Origin of the sequence: Paraburkholderia sp. SIMBA_054, from assembly GCF_046534875.1 — a bacterium.
GTDB lineage: Bacteria > Pseudomonadota > Gammaproteobacteria > Burkholderiales > Burkholderiaceae > Paraburkholderia > Paraburkholderia hospita.
The window spans coordinates 133,976-147,866 of record NZ_JAWRXV010000010.1 but is presented as its reverse complement, the minus strand read 5'-3'; the positions used below and the strand labels follow the sequence as shown (position 1 = coordinate 147,866).

The following is a 13,891-nucleotide window of genomic DNA, read 5'->3' as shown; positions in this document are numbered from 1 at the left end:
AAGGATCGATCAGAGCTTCGATCCGCCATCGACACGCAGCGTGTCGCCTGTGATCCAGCGTGCGTCGTCGGACGCGAGGAACACAGCGGCGCCCGCGATATCGTCGGGCTGCGCGACGCGCTTGAGCGCCTGCATGCCCAGCGTGAAGTCGCGGCCGGCGTCTGTCCTCGCGAAGTTCGACATATCCGTTTCGACGACACCCGGCGCGATCGCGTTGACACGAATGCCGCGTTCGCCGAGCGCGGACGCGAAGTGACGCACGAGCGTATCGACAGCGCCTTTGGTCGCTGCGTACGCGGACAGGTTGTTGACGGACGCGTGCGCCGCAAGCGACGACAGCAACACGACGCTGCTGCCTTCACCCAGCACGGGCAGCAACTGCTGCACGAGGAAGAATGGCGCGCGCACGTTGACGGCGAACAGGTCGTCGAAATCTTCGACGGTCGTTTCTTCGATCGGCGCGGCCTTCGAAATGCCCGCGTTCGCGACGAGGATGTCGAGACGCTCGCCCGTCAGCGACCGCACGCGCTTCGCAAGTTCGTGCGGCCCGTTCGCGTCGCGTAGATCGGCCGCGACCTTGTCGGCCTGTCCACCTGCCGCGCGGATCGCGTCGACGACGGAGTCGGCGGCCTGTTCTGCGCTGCTGTAGTGGACCAGCACACGCGCGCCTGCTTGTGCGAGCGCGATGGCCGTGGCGCGGCCGATGCCGCGGGATGCGCCTGTCACGAGCGCGGTTTTGCCTGTCAGGTTGTTCATGATGAGATTCCGTTGAATGTGATGAGAGCGTGTTACGCGTTGCGTGCGGCAGCTTCTGAGAGAAACTGATCGACGTGTGCGACGAAGCGTTCGGGGTACTGGTACAGCGAGCCGTGATTGGCGTCCGGATAGATGATCAGTTGCGCGTTCGGGATGTGCTGCTGCAGGATCCACGAGTTGATCGAATAGATGATCACGTCGTTGTCGCCGTTGATGACGAGCGTCGGCTGCCTGAGCGCGTCGAGATAGTCGTACGGGTTCTCGCGCGGCGCGCCCCACTTCGCAAGCGCGGCGAGTTGCGCGGGCGCGACCTTGTCGTTGGCTTCGGGGTCGCGGTTCTCAGTGCGCAGACGGAAGCGCTCGACGAAGCCACGGCCTGCTGCCTGGCTCGCTTCGGACGGTGCAAAGTGCACGCGCAGCCACAAGTCATCAGGATGCGCATACGAGGCGCCGAAGATGTCCTGCGCTTCGGGCGTGAGCGACGTCATGCCTTCGCCGCTGCGCGGACCAGTGCCGACGAGGATCACCTTGCGCACCAGTTGCGGCTTTGTGATCGCGAGTTGCTGCGCGATCAGGCCACCCATCGAAAAGCCGAGCACGTCGACCTGCTTCAGCCCAAGCGCCTCGACGAACGCAGCGGCATTGGCGGCCATTTCTTCGATCGACTCCGGCACGGTGCCCGAGCTGCTGGAAATCCCGGCGTTGTTGAACAGGATCACTTCGCGGTTTTGTGCGAGGCCGTCGGTGACGGCGGGGTCCCAATGGTCCATCGTGCCCGTGAAGTGAATGTTCATCACGAGCGGCACGCTGTTCGGCTCGCCGTTCGGCGTGCCGAAGCGGCGATACGCGAAACGGACGCCGTTCGCTTCGACGAACTGGGTCGGCGCGGTTTGATGAGTATGGCGGGTCATGGCGGTTGTCCTTTGCGAAATCCGTTGCAGTTCATTGCGGCGTGATATAGCTGAAACGTATGGGCTATCTCTGGGGTGCTGCGGCTGGCCCGTCCGTCTGTGCTTCGTGTATCGCCGTCCTGCAACGTAATGTAGGCGCGTCGAACTCTTTCGAAAAAGACTTTATAGGCTGTGCGGCATGCCTGAAAAGCATGACTCAGGATGCTGTCCGGCCACCATTCACGCGCAGCACCTCGCCCGTCATGAAGCCGGCCGATGCCACGTACACGATCGCCTCGGCGATTTCGTCCGGGGTGCCGGCGCGCTTGAGCGGCACGGTGTCGAGGAACGCCGCCTTGCGCTCGGATGTCTGCGTGAGACGGTCGAGCATCGGCGTTTGCACGGGCCCCGGCGCGACGGCGTTGACGCGCACGCCAAACGCAGCGGCTTCGAGGGCCGCCGATTTCGTCAGGCCTTCGACGGCATGCTTGCTCGCGACATAAAGCGATGCGCCCGCCGCACCGCGCGCGCCCATCGTCGATGACACGTTGACGATGCTGCCCGCCCGCTGAGCCGTCATTACCCGCAGTTCGTGCTTGAGGCTCAGCAGCGTCCCGAGGACGTTGGTGTCGAACATGTCGGCATAACTGTCCGCGGTCTGCTCGATCACGGGCCCCGATCGACCCTCCGTTCCAGCGTTGTTGACGGCTACGTCGAGCCTGCCGTATCGGGCGACGGTCTGATCGACCAGGTTGTGGACTTCTTCGTCGTGGCGCACATCCGTCTTGACGAAGAAAGCTTCCGCGCCGGTTTCGCGCAATTCGGCTTCGAGCGCTGCGCCTTCTGCGGCACGACGGCCCGACACGACGAGGCGCGCTCCTGCACGAGCGAACGCAAAGGCCGTTGCACGACCGATGCCCGACAGGGCGCCTGTGATAAGGACGACGGGTTGATTCATTTGAGGCTCCAGTCAGGTACGTTCACGACACATTGTTTGTGGCGTGCTGCTCGATGAGCATGACGGAGCCCAATTTAGGCTTCTTGCGTGCTGCTGAAAAAGACTTTCCAGGCTGGACGGCATGCCTGTCAGGCATGCAACAACGATGGCCTTCGACTTCAGGAAGCGACGATATGGTTGCTGGGATCTGTCTGTCGCCGGTTATGCGACAGGGCTAATTCCAACGCTGATGGTGGCTAGCCCTTGCTAACAGTCGACCGGTGTCAATTCACTTGGTGGGCAGATAATCGAATGCGCCCTTCGATGTGACGAAGAAGATGCATTCAGTCTGCGAAATGCACTTCGTGACATGCTGCTCGCCGCCCTTCTGATACCAGTACGATCCTGCCGCCAGCGGGTGATCCTGCTTCGAACCCGGGGGTTCATTGGCAACGACGCCAGCAATGACGACGCCATAGTAGGAGTAGGTGTGCGTGTGTACGCCACTGGCTGTGCCACCCGGCATCTTGATGTAATTGCTGTGGGCGCCGTTTGCCGGATCGCCCCAACCATTGGCGACCGTCAGACCTTCCTTGTCCTGATAGAACTTCAGTTCAGTAACCGGCATGACCTTGGAGCTGTCGGCGTAGAGGTCCGAGTTTCCTCCGGCCGCAGCGGCGAGCGCGGGGATCGTGACCACAATCGCGGCGGCGATCGTCATGCGTTTGACGTTGTTCGAAAAAAACACTTTCAGCTCCTTTGGATTTAAGTTAAATAAAGTAAGTATTACGAAATTGATTATTGACAGAAAGATTTGGGCGAGTGTGTCATCCGTCTCATCTTTAGTGAATCAAACTGTGGGCTGCTTCTGGGCGTACAACTGCTTGCGATGCTCATCTGTCAGTTGCGCGGGGCGTACTGCTTCAGCCAGCGCATAGGCGCGTTTGACGGCGGGTCGTTCGGCGACGCGTTCGAGCCAACGTGCGACATTGGGGAAGCGATCCATCGCGATTCCCTGCGCGGCATGTTGCGTTACCCATGGATAAACCGCCATATCAGCAATCGAGTATTCCCCCGCAATGTATTCACGGTCGGCCAGCCGCTTGTTCAGAACGCCGTAGAGCCGCCCCGCCTCCCTGGTGAACCGTTCGATTGCCAAAGGCAGTTGTTCTGATGCGTACGTACGGAAGAAGACCGTTTGGCCCAAAATCGGCCCGAGACCGCCCATTTGCCAGAACAACCATTGCAGGACTTCAACGCGACCATTCGGGGTGGCAGGAATGAACTGACCCGTCCTTTCCGCGAGATGCAACAGGATTGCACCGGATTCGAAAACCGATGCGTCGAGTTGACGGTCCACGATGGCCGGCATCCGGTTGTTTGGCGAAATCTTTTCGAAGTCGGCGGTTAGCTGTACTCCTTTGCCGATATCGACGGGGTGTATCTGGTAAGTCACACCGGTTTCTTCGAGGAGGATGGCAACTTTCTGGCCGTTTGGCGTGGGCCAATAGTAAAAGTCGATCTCGGTAACGTTGGTTGTCGCTGCAGTAGTCATGGAAATCTCACTGGTGATACTCGAAATCACGTAGTTCGTGATTGATGGCGCCGAGTATGGGCGATCGCCAGAATTCCAGAAACGAGTTCGACCAGAAAAGACCATTCTCGTAACGAGAACGCTGGTATGGGCTGGTGGCCGTGGCATTTTTCGAACGAAGGAGGGCGTTGCTGGAATCTGACTGGTTACGTTCTGTGTCGCCCGTTTTGCATTTCCGACATTGCGGGTTCGACAACGCCGATTCACTCATCTCGTTACGCGAACGGTGCATTCTTCATTCGGGTTATTCCGCTAGTCCGATGAATCGGGCAGTATCGGGTTCGTTGCGCCACGGTCACCTTCCATCTGGTCGGGGCCTAAATGCGCTGCAGCTACGTATTCGGCCTCCTATGGAGCCCGAATCTTTGTTGACCGTTCGAGGTAGAGGAAACATGACGAAACAAGCACTGATAGTGGTCGATATTCAGAACGATTACTTCGCTGGAGGAAAGTGGATATTGGATGGCGTCGACGCCGCCGCGGATAACGCACGCAACATCATCGAGTCCGCGAGGACGAACGGCGATCTGGTCGTGCATATCCGCCATGAAACGCTATCAAAAGATGCGGCGTTCTTCGTGCCAGATACCGACGGTGCTCAACTCCATCCGAAGGCTGCGAATCTGCCTGGCGAACTCGTGATCGTCAAACACCATATGAATCCATTCCGCGAGACCGACCTGAAGAAGATTCTCGATGCTCAAGGTATCGAGACGGTGATGGTAGTGGGAAATATGAGCCACATGTGTATCGACGCTGTTACCCGTGCTGCGGTGGACTTTGGCTACAGCACGACGGTGATCCACGATGCCTGCGCAACGCACGCGCTCGAGTTCAACGGGGTAAGTGTGCCGGCATTGCAGGTACATGCGGCGTTTATGGCAGCGTTGAGTTTCGGATACGCGAAAGTCGTCTCAGCCGCGGACTTCTTGAATGCCGAGTGCCACCGCGCTAATTGAGGCAGGCAACACGTGATACCGCACGCTTCCCGTGCGGTCCAATGGAGCCCCGGCTTGTATGAGTGGAAACACGATGCCACGTCACCTGCGGCGTCGACCTCTGTGTTGATCTGCCGACTGCCACTCGGCAAGTTCAACTTTGAGCCGCTACGCGCGCCACAGGGAAGCCTTCGCCCTGAATGTTTCGATTGCGAGGTCGAGGAATGCGCGCACTTTCCGATTGGCATGTCTGCCTTCGCGGTGCAACACGTGCACGGGGAGTGTCGCAAGCTCATATTCTGGCAGCACGATCCGAAGCCGTCCTTCTGCTAGCTCGGATGAAATCTGACAAGACAGCAGGCACACGATGCCTAGTCCGGACATGGCGGCCGTCATCGCGGAGTCGTTTGTCGTGGTGGTCAGGCGTGGCTGGATTGGCACGACTACAGGCTTCCCGTCGACGCGAAAGCGCCACTCGGGGGATGACGTTGAAGGCGTCGACTGGATGGCGACATGAGACATGAGGTCACTGGGATGTTGCGGTTCGCCGTGTGCCTCCAGATAGGCGGGCGAGGCGCAGAGTACGCTCCGCACTTTGCCGATCGCGACCGCTTGAAGTGAAGAATTGGGCAGTTCCCCGATACGAATCGCGACATCGACACCTTCGTCGACGAGATTCACAGTTCGATCCAGAAACCAGCAACTCACAGTCACGGCCGGATAGCGCGTCAAATAATCCTGAACGATTGGCGTGACATAGGTTCTTCCGAAAACTACGGGTGCCGTCACTGTCAGCTGGCCACGCGGTGTGCTGTGTGCGCTGACCGCTGCCAGCTCCGCTGCGTCCACTTTCGCGAGGATGCTACGACAATCATCGAAAAATTTCTCACCGGCATCGGTCATTCTGACGATGCGGGTTGTACGGTTCAGCAGGCGCACGCCAAGATGCGCTTCGAGTTCGTTGATCAAGCGACTGATGACGGATGGCGAGGTTTTGAGCCTGCGTGCTGCAGAAGCGAAGCCTTCTGTTTCGACGACGGTCACGAATGTCGTCATTGCCTGAATTCTGTCCATGTTCAAAGAGACTATCGCGAAAGGAAAAAGCGGTGCGAGTAGTTCCGCATCCGGTATCACGGTTTATCGTGACGCTTGCTTATTCGAGAGCGAAGTGTAGTCATACATTGTGCTGGGCAGAATCCCTCGGCAAGTCAATTCATACTTCGCGAAACGAGAACAGTGAGAAAGTCTTCCGTCCAAACGTGGATTCCTTATTCACGTTCTTCGATCGAATCGACACGGTCGCTGTAGAACGCCAGGTGTTCGCGAATCGGCTCGACAGCGGGATACGGCGACTCGTAAGTCCAGATCGCGTTGATCGCGCGCTCGTCACCCGACGGGATCGAGAAGTACGCGGCGTCGCCCTTATATGGGCAGTACGTCGAATGCTCCGTGCGTTCGAGCAGTGCGATGTCGACATCCTTTCTCGGGATGTAGAACACGGGCGGATAGTTCGCTTCACGCAGCGTCAACGCGTTGCGTGTGTCGGCGATGATGTGGCCCGCGACCGTGACGACGACGCGCGAAGGGTTGCGTTCGATGGTGATGGGGTGATCGGGACCGGGAATCTTCACGGTCTTTGTGTTCGGCGTGTTGTTGCTGGACATGCTTTAGCTCCTTGAGTCAGACGGTTTCATCGCTCGATGCTTCGGTGGTGGTGTCGTCGTATGCGGGAAAGTCGGTGTACGCGCGTTCGCCGCCGCCCCAGAACGCGTCGCGTTGGTAAGGCGCGAGCGGCAGGTCGCGTCGCAGGCGCTCGGGCAAATCCGGGTTCGACGAGAACCATCGGCCGAACGCGACGAGATCGGCGTCGCCGCGTTGCAGGATCTGCTCGGCGCCAGCGCGGTCGAAGCCGCCCGCGGCGATGATGGGGCCGTTGAATATCTTGCGCAGGAACGACGACGCGACGGGCGCCTGACCTTCGACGAGCGTTTCCGTGCCCATCACGCGCGGCTCGATCACGTGCAGGTACGCGAGGCCATACGCATTGAGCCGTTCGGCGAAATAGCCGAAGGTTGCTTCGGGGTTGCTGTCGGATATCGCCCCCCAACGGCCGCTCGGCGACACGCGCACGCCGACGCGGTCCGCGCCCCACACGGATGTGAATGCATCGACGAGTTCGAGCGAGAAGCGCGTGCGTTTTTCGATCGTGCCGCCATAGGCGTCCGTGCGCTTGTTGGTGCCGTCCTGAAGGAACGTGTCCGCGAGGTAGCCGTTGGCGTTGTGCAATTCGACGCCATCGAAACCAGCTGCTTTCGCGCGCTCTGCCGCGCGTCTGAACGAGTCGACGATGGCGGGAATCTCGTTGGTTTCCAGCGCGCGATGCGGCGAGTTGGGCACCCAGCCGTTTTGCGTGAACACTGTCGTTTCGTACGGCACGACAGACGGCGCAATGGGCGCATTGCCCCAGCTCAGATCGACGTGCGACTGGCGCCCGTCGTGCGCGATCTGCATGAAGATGTGCGCGCCTTTCGCGTGAACGGTGTCGGTGATCTTCTTCCAGGCTTCGATATGCTCGTCGGTATAGATGCCGGGCGCGCCGAGATAGCCACGGCTGTCATAGGAAGGATGCGCGCTTTCCGTGATCAGCAGGCCGCCTTGCGATGCGCGCTGCCGGTAGTACTCGACCATCATTGCGCTCGGGCTGTCGTCGGATTCGGAACGCAGACGCGTCATGGGCGCATGCACGATGCGGTGTGACAGTTGTATCGGGCCTACGTTTGTCGACGAGAACAGTTTCAGATTCGCTTCAGTCATTTCGGATGCCTTATTAATTGGTATGAATCGAATGCGTTGCGTGTGTTGCATGCTTGTCAGAGCTTCGATCCGCCGTCGACGCGCAGCGTGTCGCCCGTGATCCAGTTCGCCTTGTCGGAAGCAAGGAATGTCACGGCGCCGGCGATGTCGTCGGGCTGCGCGACGCGCTTCAGCGCCTGCAGACTCAGCGTGTAGTCGCGGCCTGCATCGGTTGTCGCGAAGCTCGACATGTCGGTTGCGACGACGCCGGGCGCGATCGCATTCACGCGCACGCCGCGCTCGCCGAGCGCCGATGCGAAGTGCCGCGCGAGCGTATCGACGGCACCCTTTGTTGCGGCATAGGCGGCCAGCTCGCCAACCGATGCACGTGCCGCCAGCGACGACAGCAGTACGACGCTGCTGCCTTTGCACAGCATCGGCAGGAGTTGCTGGACGAGGAAGAACGGCGCGCGCACGTTGACGGCAAAGAGTTCGTCGAAGTCTTCGACCGTCGTGTCTTCGATGCTCGCAGCCTTGGCGATGCCCGCGTTCGCGACCAGCACGTCGAGCCGTCCGCCGACGATGGCGCGCACGCGTTGGGCGAGCATGCGGGGACCGTCGGCGGCGCGCAAGTCGGCGGCGATTTTCTGCGCGTGGCCGCCGGCCGCGACGATCCCGGCGACGGTCGAGTCGGCGGCGGCTTCATTGCTGCTGTAATGCACGAGCACCTGCGCGCCGGCGCGGCCGAGTGCAAGCGCGATGGCGCGGCCAATGCCGCGGGAGGCGCCCGTGACAAGCGCGGTTTTTCCAGCGAGGTCGTTCATGGCAAAGCTCCGGTTAGTTGATCGGCGGGACCGTCCGGCAATAACAGATAGGCATGGCTACAACACTGTCTTGCCGGCGTCCGCATCGGGCGATTTGACTGCTGGCATGTAATCTAGCCTTCGCTTGCGAAAACAAAAAAGACTTTGTAGGCTGGCGGGCATGCTCCAGAAGCATGGCTTGTGAAGCGTGCAAAACGGACGAACCAGGAGGAAGCATGGAGTTACGCCATCTGCGCTATTTCGTTGCCGTAGCGGAAACGGGCAGCCTCACGGTCGCCGCGGAGCAACGGCTGTTTACGTCGCAGCCATCGCTTAGCCGGCAGATCCGCGATCTCGAGGACGAGGTCAAGGCGGAGCTGTTCAGCCGCAGCGCGCGCGGCGTCGAGTTGACCGCGTCGGGCAAGGCGTTCCTCGACCACGCACGGCTTGCGCTCGCACAGGTCGACGCTGCCATCGAAGCCGCGCGGCGCGCGTCGCGTCCGGCCAAACAGGTCTTCGCGCTCGGTTTTCTGACGGGTCAGGAAATGACGTGGCTGCCGCGCGCCATGCAGGTGTTGCGCGACGAGTTGCCGAACATCGACGTGACGGTGTCGAGTGGCTACTCGCCCGACCTCGCCGACGCCGTGGCGCGCGGCAAGCTCGATCTTGCGTTCGTGCGCAGGGAGCCGGGGCTCGATCTCGATTACCGCGTCGTCTATCGCGAGAAGCTTGTCGTGCTGATGCCGAGCGACCATCGGCTGACGGCGAAGCAAGCGATCAGTCCGTCGGATCTGAAAGGCGAGACGTTCATCATGGCGTCGAACAAGGCGCGCGTGCTGCACGATGTGGTCGCACGATATCTGCAGGAGAATGGGCTCGATCCGAAGCCTGAGCATGGTGTCGATAACCTTGCGATGGCGATGTCGCTGGTTGCGTCGACGCGCGGGCTTTCGTTGATGCCCGAGTACGCGAATAATCTGCTGCCGTGGTCGGTGGTCAGTCGTCCGCTGGTAGGCGAGGCGCCGACCGTCGATCTCGCGATCGGCTACAGTCGATCGAATGCGTCGCCCGTGCTGAAGCTGTTTTTGTCGAGGGCGGATGAACTGGTGGACGTTAGCTGAGCGAGCGGCTGACATATATTGGCAGGATGTGCCGGACATTCACCCGGCTTGGCACAGAACGGGAGTCAGCGCGATGGACCGCCTTGCGGCGATCGAAATCTTTATCCGCGTCGTCGATACAGGTTCGTTTTCGGCTGCGGCGCGACACTTCGATATCGGCCAGCCGGCCGCGTCGAAAGCCGTTGCGCAGCTCGAGGAATGGCTCGGCGTCAAGCTGCTGCTGCGCTCGACGCGCGCGCTCACGCCGACGGAGGCCGGCCAGAACTTCTATCAGCGCGCGAGACGCGCAGTCGAAGAAGCGGACGAGGCCGTGCTGGCGGCGCGAGGCACAGCGGCGGGACTGACGGGCAAGCTGAGGGTGTCGGCGGCAGTATGTTTCGCGCGGCTGCACATCGTGCCGCGCTTGCCGGCCTTTCTCGAACAGCACCCGGAACTCGATCTCGAACTGGTGCTCGACGATCGCAACATCGATCTCGTCGAAGAGGGCATCGACCTCGCATTGCGCATGGGCGAACTGGCGGACTCGAACATGACGGCGCGCCGCATTGCCGTCGCGCGCCGGCGCGTGCTCGCGACGCCTGCCTATTTCGAACGGCACGGCATGCCGCAAGCGCCCGCCGATCTGCACGGGCATCGCGCCGTCGTCTACACGCGCGATGTCGGCGGTGGAGAGGAGTGGACGTTTAGCAGGGACACGGCGGAGCTGCCCGTGCGGCTGCAGGGCCGCGTGAGGATCTCCGCGACCGAGGGCCTTCGCGCGGCCGTCTTTGCGGATATGGGCCTTGCTGTCGCGTCGGAATGGGCCTTTTGGCCTGAACTGAAATCGGGCGCTGTCGTTTCGGTGATGGATGACTGGATGCTGCCGGCCATTCCGTTGTCCGCCGTTTATCCGACGGGACGGCTGGCCAGCAGCAAGGCGCGTCAGTTCACTGCATTCGTCGAGGAGTGCCTTGCGCCCGAGTTCGCGCCGGAACGCTTCATGGGCCACGGCAAGTCGCAGGCCGCGTGACGCATCGTTTCGAACCGGGATGTGCGAATGCGTCCGCGTGCGCGGGTTGCTCAGGCGTTTTGCGCCTCGTCTGCGGTGGCGTTCTCTTCGGTACTTTCCAACGCTTGAGTCTCTTCATGCGTGAGGAAGTCCGAATAGTCCGCTTCCGTGCCGCCCCAGAACGCTGCGCGCACATACGGCGTGAGCGGCAGGTCGTGCTTCAGGCGATACGGCAGATCGGGATTCGATGAGAAGTGACGGCCGAACGCGACGAGGTCGGCATCGCCCGATTCGACCGTCGCGATTGCGCTCGCACGATCGAAACCGCCCGCAGCGATGATCGGACCCGAGAAGTGCTTGCGCAGATACTTCGTCGCGACGGGGGGATGGTCGTGATGCAGCGTGTCGTCGCCTTTGACGCGCGGTTCGATCACGTGCAGATAAGCGATCTCGTACGAGTCGAGCAGCCGTGCCACGTAGCTGAACGTCGCTTCGGGGTCGCTGTCGGAGATACCGCCCCATTCGCCCGAAGGCGAAATCCGCACGCCAACACGGTCCGCGCCCCACACCGAGATCAGCGCTTCGAGCGTTTCGCGCAGGAAGCGCACGCGGTTTTCGATCGGGCCGCCATATGCGTCCGTCCGCTGGTTGGTGCCGTCCTGGATGAACTGGTCGACGAGATAACCGTTCGCCGCGTGAAGTTCGACACCGTCGAAGCCGGCTTCCTTTGCGCGTTGCGCGGCGGCGCGGAAATCCTCGACGATCGCGGGAATTTCTTCGATGCCGAGCGCGCGATGCGGCGAGGCAGGGACGAAACCGTCTTTCGTGAGCGCCACGCCATCGAACGGCACGACGGAAGGCGCCACGGGATCGACGCCGCCCGTCATCTCGACATGGCTTTGACGGCCGCCGTGAATCAGTTGCAGGAACACGCGTCCGCCCTTTGCGTGCACGGCTTTCGCAATGGCGCGCCAGCCTTCCATCTGGCCGTCGTGGTAGATGCTTGCCGCACCGAGGTACGAGCGCGCCTGCACCGAGACGCTCGCGGCTTCGACGATTTCCAGGCCGCCTGCCGATGCGCGCTGTCCGTAGAAGTCGGCCATCATCGGGCTGGGGATGTCGTCGGGTTGAATGGTGCGCAGACGGGTCATCGGCGCGAGGACTACGCGGTGTGAGAGTGTGTATGCACCTATTTGGATCGGATTGAAGAGCCTGGCCATGATGTTTCCTTGAATGGATTGGAGCATCGGGGGTCCGGTGCTCTCGCGATTGCGTTGATCCGCAATGTATCCATTCCGGACCCGCGCGGGAACGGGCGGAAAGGCATAGGGGTTATTCCAAGGTGGGATAGGTTGCTGGCTGGTGCGGGTATTGGCGTGTGAGTGGTGGTGGCAGCAGTGGATGTGGATGACGCCTGGAACGCAAGCGGAAAGCCCGGTCGCAGCTACCCAGCGAGACTTCCGACAAATCGCCCGATGTGGTCCAGGACGGGCTGCTGATCGCCGGCGAAAGCCCAGTGATCGGCGCCATCGAGCTCGATGAATCGCGCCTGCGCGATGTGACTGGCGAGATGCCGGCCGGCGCCGATGCGAACGGCGCGGTCGTCGTGACGATGCAGCACCAGGGTGGGCATGGAAACTCCGCCGAGGATCTGCCGCACATCCATATCGCGCAACGCCTCGAGCACGCCCTTGAGGGCTCCCGGGCTCGACGCGGCCCGAAGCAAGCCTGCCCACCAGGCTCTCGCCTGAGGATCGCCAGACAGGCTCGGCGCAAATGTTTCGATGCCTGCAGGTCCGCCCCAGACTGCAATGAGCTGCTGCAGCCACAAGTCATACTGACCAGCCTGAAGTGCATAGGGATAGTCGTGTGCTGCGGTTCCCTTCGCCAACGAGGCGAACAGAATGAGGCCAGCGACTCGATCGGGGTGATCGACGGCAAATTTGATGCATGCAGGTCCGCCCTCGGACGCGCCGAACAGCACGACGCGGCGGCTGCACGCGGCGTCCAGCACGGTGCCGATGTCCTGCGCGGTCGCGTCGACGCTGGGATTGAACCCGACCCGGTCGGAAAGCCCGATGCCGCGACGATCGAGCAGGATCAGACGGCCCATCCCGGCGAGCGAGGACAGGAACGCCCGGCACCGGGGCTCCTCCCAAACCCGTTCGACGTGAGACACGAAACCGGGCAGCACCAGAACATCGATAGGGCCGGCGCCGTAGGTCTGGAATGCGAGATGGACGCCGCCACCGCTGACGTAGCGCGTCGACGGCGGTTGCTCGATGGGCAAGGTTGCGCCTGCATTCAGCAGCGCGCGAGTCTCGGATTCGGGTGCCACATTGAGCTCGTCGCGAAGTCGCTGCGTCAGGGCTTCGAGATGCCGCTGGGCCGTGGCCCGGTCTCCGGCGAGCAGAAGGTTGCGGATGAGGTGCCGGCCGTACACTTCGCTGAGCGGATCGAGCTCAACAAGACGGCCGGCGTGCGCGGCCGCGGCCGCGTAGTCGCCGGCCGCATTCCTGTCGTGCACCACTCGCTCGAGCGCCTGGATCGCCCGGCCCCGCAAGGCCTCCCGGCGAAAAAAAGCCCACTCGTCGAACTGTGGGCAGTCGCCGGGCGAAAAACCCTCGAGAAAGTCGCCGGGATAATGGCGGCACGCCCGCTCGAACTCGCCGCGGTCGCAGGCTTGCTCGAACAGCTGGGAATCCACCTGCAAGTCGATCGCTGCCGACCATCGAACGGTTGACCGGTCGGTCGTAAGAACGTCGTCGCCGAGGGTGAGCTGGAGGCGATGCAACAGGCGCCGAAACCGCGCCCGTACCACCTCTTCGCGGCCCTCCGGCCACAACATCGTAGCGACGGCGTCGCGCCCGACTGGGCCCTTCGCTTCGGCCAGGTAGACCAGCAGCGCGACGCCTTTGCGCAAGGCCAGATGGCACAACTGGCCGTCCTGACGGATCTCCGGAAATCCAAGCGTCCGCACGCTGAACAGAGCCATGGCGAGGCGACCCTCAATGACGGCGTCCGGGGGGACGCTCAGGGGACGAGGCAATCCTACCATTGCCTGCATGCGA

14 protein-coding genes are annotated in these 13,891 nt (G+C 61.8%); 3 read left to right on the top strand and 11 right to left on the bottom strand.

Annotated elements, in window-relative coordinates:
* Positions 1–9: 9 nt before the first annotated feature.
* The 5 genes from SB822_RS14795 to SB822_RS14775 form a co-directional block, all read right to left on the bottom strand.
* The gene (locus SB822_RS14795; protein ID WP_410855028.1) at positions 10–756 is read right to left on the bottom strand and encodes an SDR family NAD(P)-dependent oxidoreductase; all 747 of its coding nucleotides are present in this window, start codon (positions 754–756) and stop codon (positions 10–12) included.
* A 32-nt stretch (positions 757–788) separates the two neighbouring features.
* The gene (locus SB822_RS14790) at positions 789–1,667 is read right to left on the bottom strand and encodes an alpha/beta fold hydrolase (protein ID WP_009770105.1); all 879 of its coding nucleotides are present in this window, start codon (positions 1,665–1,667) and stop codon (positions 789–791) included.
* A 196-nt stretch (positions 1,668–1,863) separates the two neighbouring features.
* Positions 1,864–2,604 carry a glucose 1-dehydrogenase gene (locus SB822_RS14785; protein WP_007730776.1) on the bottom strand — a complete coding sequence of 247 codons (741 nt, stop codon included), beginning with the start codon at positions 2,602–2,604 and terminating at the stop codon, positions 1,864–1,866.
* A 268-nt stretch (positions 2,605–2,872) separates the two neighbouring features.
* A complete protein-coding gene (locus SB822_RS14780) occupies positions 2,873–3,331 on the bottom strand; it encodes a DUF4437 domain-containing protein (protein ID WP_410855027.1) in 459 nt (152 codons plus the stop codon).
* A 102-nt stretch (positions 3,332–3,433) separates the two neighbouring features.
* The gene (locus SB822_RS14775) at positions 3,434–4,138 is read right to left on the bottom strand and encodes a glutathione binding-like protein (RefSeq protein ID WP_410855026.1); all 705 of its coding nucleotides are present in this window, start codon (positions 4,136–4,138) and stop codon (positions 3,434–3,436) included.
* A 431-nt stretch (positions 4,139–4,569) separates the two neighbouring features.
* On the opposite strand from SB822_RS14775, the gene SB822_RS14770 reads away from it, so the two are divergent.
* Positions 4,570–5,136, top strand: a complete 567-nt coding sequence (locus tag SB822_RS14770) for a cysteine hydrolase family protein (protein WP_410855025.1) — start codon at positions 4,570–4,572, stop codon at positions 5,134–5,136.
* A gap of 147 nt (positions 5,137–5,283) precedes the next feature.
* Here the strand turns inward: SB822_RS14770 and SB822_RS14765 are convergent, their stop codons facing one another.
* The 4 genes from SB822_RS14765 to SB822_RS14750 form a co-directional block, all read right to left on the bottom strand.
* Positions 5,284–6,189: a LysR family transcriptional regulator gene (locus tag SB822_RS14765; RefSeq protein WP_410855024.1), complete on the bottom strand. Its 906-nt coding sequence runs from the start codon at positions 6,187–6,189 to the stop codon at positions 5,284–5,286.
* A gap of 194 nt (positions 6,190–6,383) precedes the next feature.
* Positions 6,384–6,779 (bottom strand): DUF427 domain-containing protein, encoded by a 396-nt coding sequence (locus tag SB822_RS14760; RefSeq protein WP_410855023.1) that lies wholly within the window; start codon positions 6,777–6,779, stop codon positions 6,384–6,386.
* 16 nt (positions 6,780–6,795) lie between these two features.
* On the bottom strand, positions 6,796–7,929 hold the full coding sequence (locus SB822_RS14755) for an alkene reductase (protein ID WP_410855022.1): 1,134 nt from the start codon (positions 7,927–7,929) through the stop codon (positions 6,796–6,798).
* Between the two features lie 56 nt (positions 7,930–7,985).
* The gene (locus SB822_RS14750) at positions 7,986–8,732 is read right to left on the bottom strand and encodes an SDR family NAD(P)-dependent oxidoreductase (protein WP_410855021.1); all 747 of its coding nucleotides are present in this window, start codon (positions 8,730–8,732) and stop codon (positions 7,986–7,988) included.
* A 215-nt stretch (positions 8,733–8,947) separates the two neighbouring features.
* Here SB822_RS14750 and SB822_RS14745 point away from each other — a divergent pair, with 215 nt between their 5' ends.
* The gene (locus tag SB822_RS14745) at positions 8,948–9,832 is read left to right on the top strand and encodes a LysR family transcriptional regulator (protein ID WP_079490178.1); all 885 of its coding nucleotides are present in this window, start codon (positions 8,948–8,950) and stop codon (positions 9,830–9,832) included.
* Positions 9,833–9,905: 73 nt separating this feature from the next.
* Entirely contained in the window at positions 9,906–10,841 is a 936-nt protein-coding gene (locus SB822_RS14740) for a LysR family transcriptional regulator (RefSeq protein WP_410855020.1), read from the top strand.
* Between the two features lie 50 nt (positions 10,842–10,891).
* Here the strand turns inward: SB822_RS14740 and SB822_RS14735 are convergent, their stop codons facing one another.
* Together SB822_RS14735 and SB822_RS14730 are read right to left on the bottom strand one after the other, a co-directional pair.
* On the bottom strand, positions 10,892–12,040 hold the full coding sequence (locus SB822_RS14735; protein ID WP_114224076.1) for an alkene reductase: 1,149 nt from the start codon (positions 12,038–12,040) through the stop codon (positions 10,892–10,894).
* 224 nt (positions 12,041–12,264) lie between these two features.
* Positions 12,265–13,815 carry an alpha/beta fold hydrolase gene (locus tag SB822_RS14730; RefSeq protein WP_410855019.1) on the bottom strand — a complete coding sequence of 517 codons (1,551 nt, stop codon included), beginning with the start codon at positions 13,813–13,815 and terminating at the stop codon, positions 12,265–12,267.
* Positions 13,816–13,891 lie beyond the last annotated feature (76 nt).

Coding starts and splice junctions, on each gene's coding strand:
- SB822_RS14795 (WP_410855028.1), bottom strand. CDS start 756: ATGAACAACCTGACAGGCAAAACCGCGCTCGTGACAGGCGCATCCCGC.
- SB822_RS14790 (WP_009770105.1), bottom strand. CDS start 1,667: ATGACCCGCCATACTCATCAAACCGCGCCGACCCAGTTCGTCGAAGCG.
- SB822_RS14785 (WP_007730776.1), bottom strand. CDS start 2,604: ATGAATCAACCCGTCGTCCTTATCACAGGCGCCCTGTCGGGCATCGGT.
- SB822_RS14775 (WP_410855026.1), bottom strand. CDS start 4,138: ATGACTACTGCAGCGACAACCAACGTTACCGAGATCGACTTTTACTAT.
- SB822_RS14770 (WP_410855025.1), top strand. CDS start 4,570: ATGACGAAACAAGCACTGATAGTGGTCGATATTCAGAACGATTACTTC.
- SB822_RS14765 (WP_410855024.1), bottom strand. CDS start 6,189: ATGGACAGAATTCAGGCAATGACGACATTCGTGACCGTCGTCGAAACA.
- SB822_RS14760 (WP_410855023.1), bottom strand. CDS start 6,779: ATGTCCAGCAACAACACGCCGAACACAAAGACCGTGAAGATTCCCGGT.
- SB822_RS14755 (WP_410855022.1), bottom strand. CDS start 7,929: ATGACTGAAGCGAATCTGAAACTGTTCTCGTCGACAAACGTAGGCCCG.
- SB822_RS14750 (WP_410855021.1), bottom strand. CDS start 8,732: ATGAACGACCTCGCTGGAAAAACCGCGCTTGTCACGGGCGCCTCCCGC.
- SB822_RS14745 (WP_079490178.1), top strand. CDS start 8,948: ATGGAGTTACGCCATCTGCGCTATTTCGTTGCCGTAGCGGAAACGGGC.
- SB822_RS14740 (WP_410855020.1), top strand. CDS start 9,906: ATGGACCGCCTTGCGGCGATCGAAATCTTTATCCGCGTCGTCGATACA.
- SB822_RS14735 (WP_114224076.1), bottom strand. CDS start 12,040: ATGGCCAGGCTCTTCAATCCGATCCAAATAGGTGCATACACACTCTCA.
- SB822_RS14730 (WP_410855019.1), bottom strand. CDS start 13,815: ATGGCTCTGTTCAGCGTGCGGACGCTTGGATTTCCGGAGATCCGTCAG.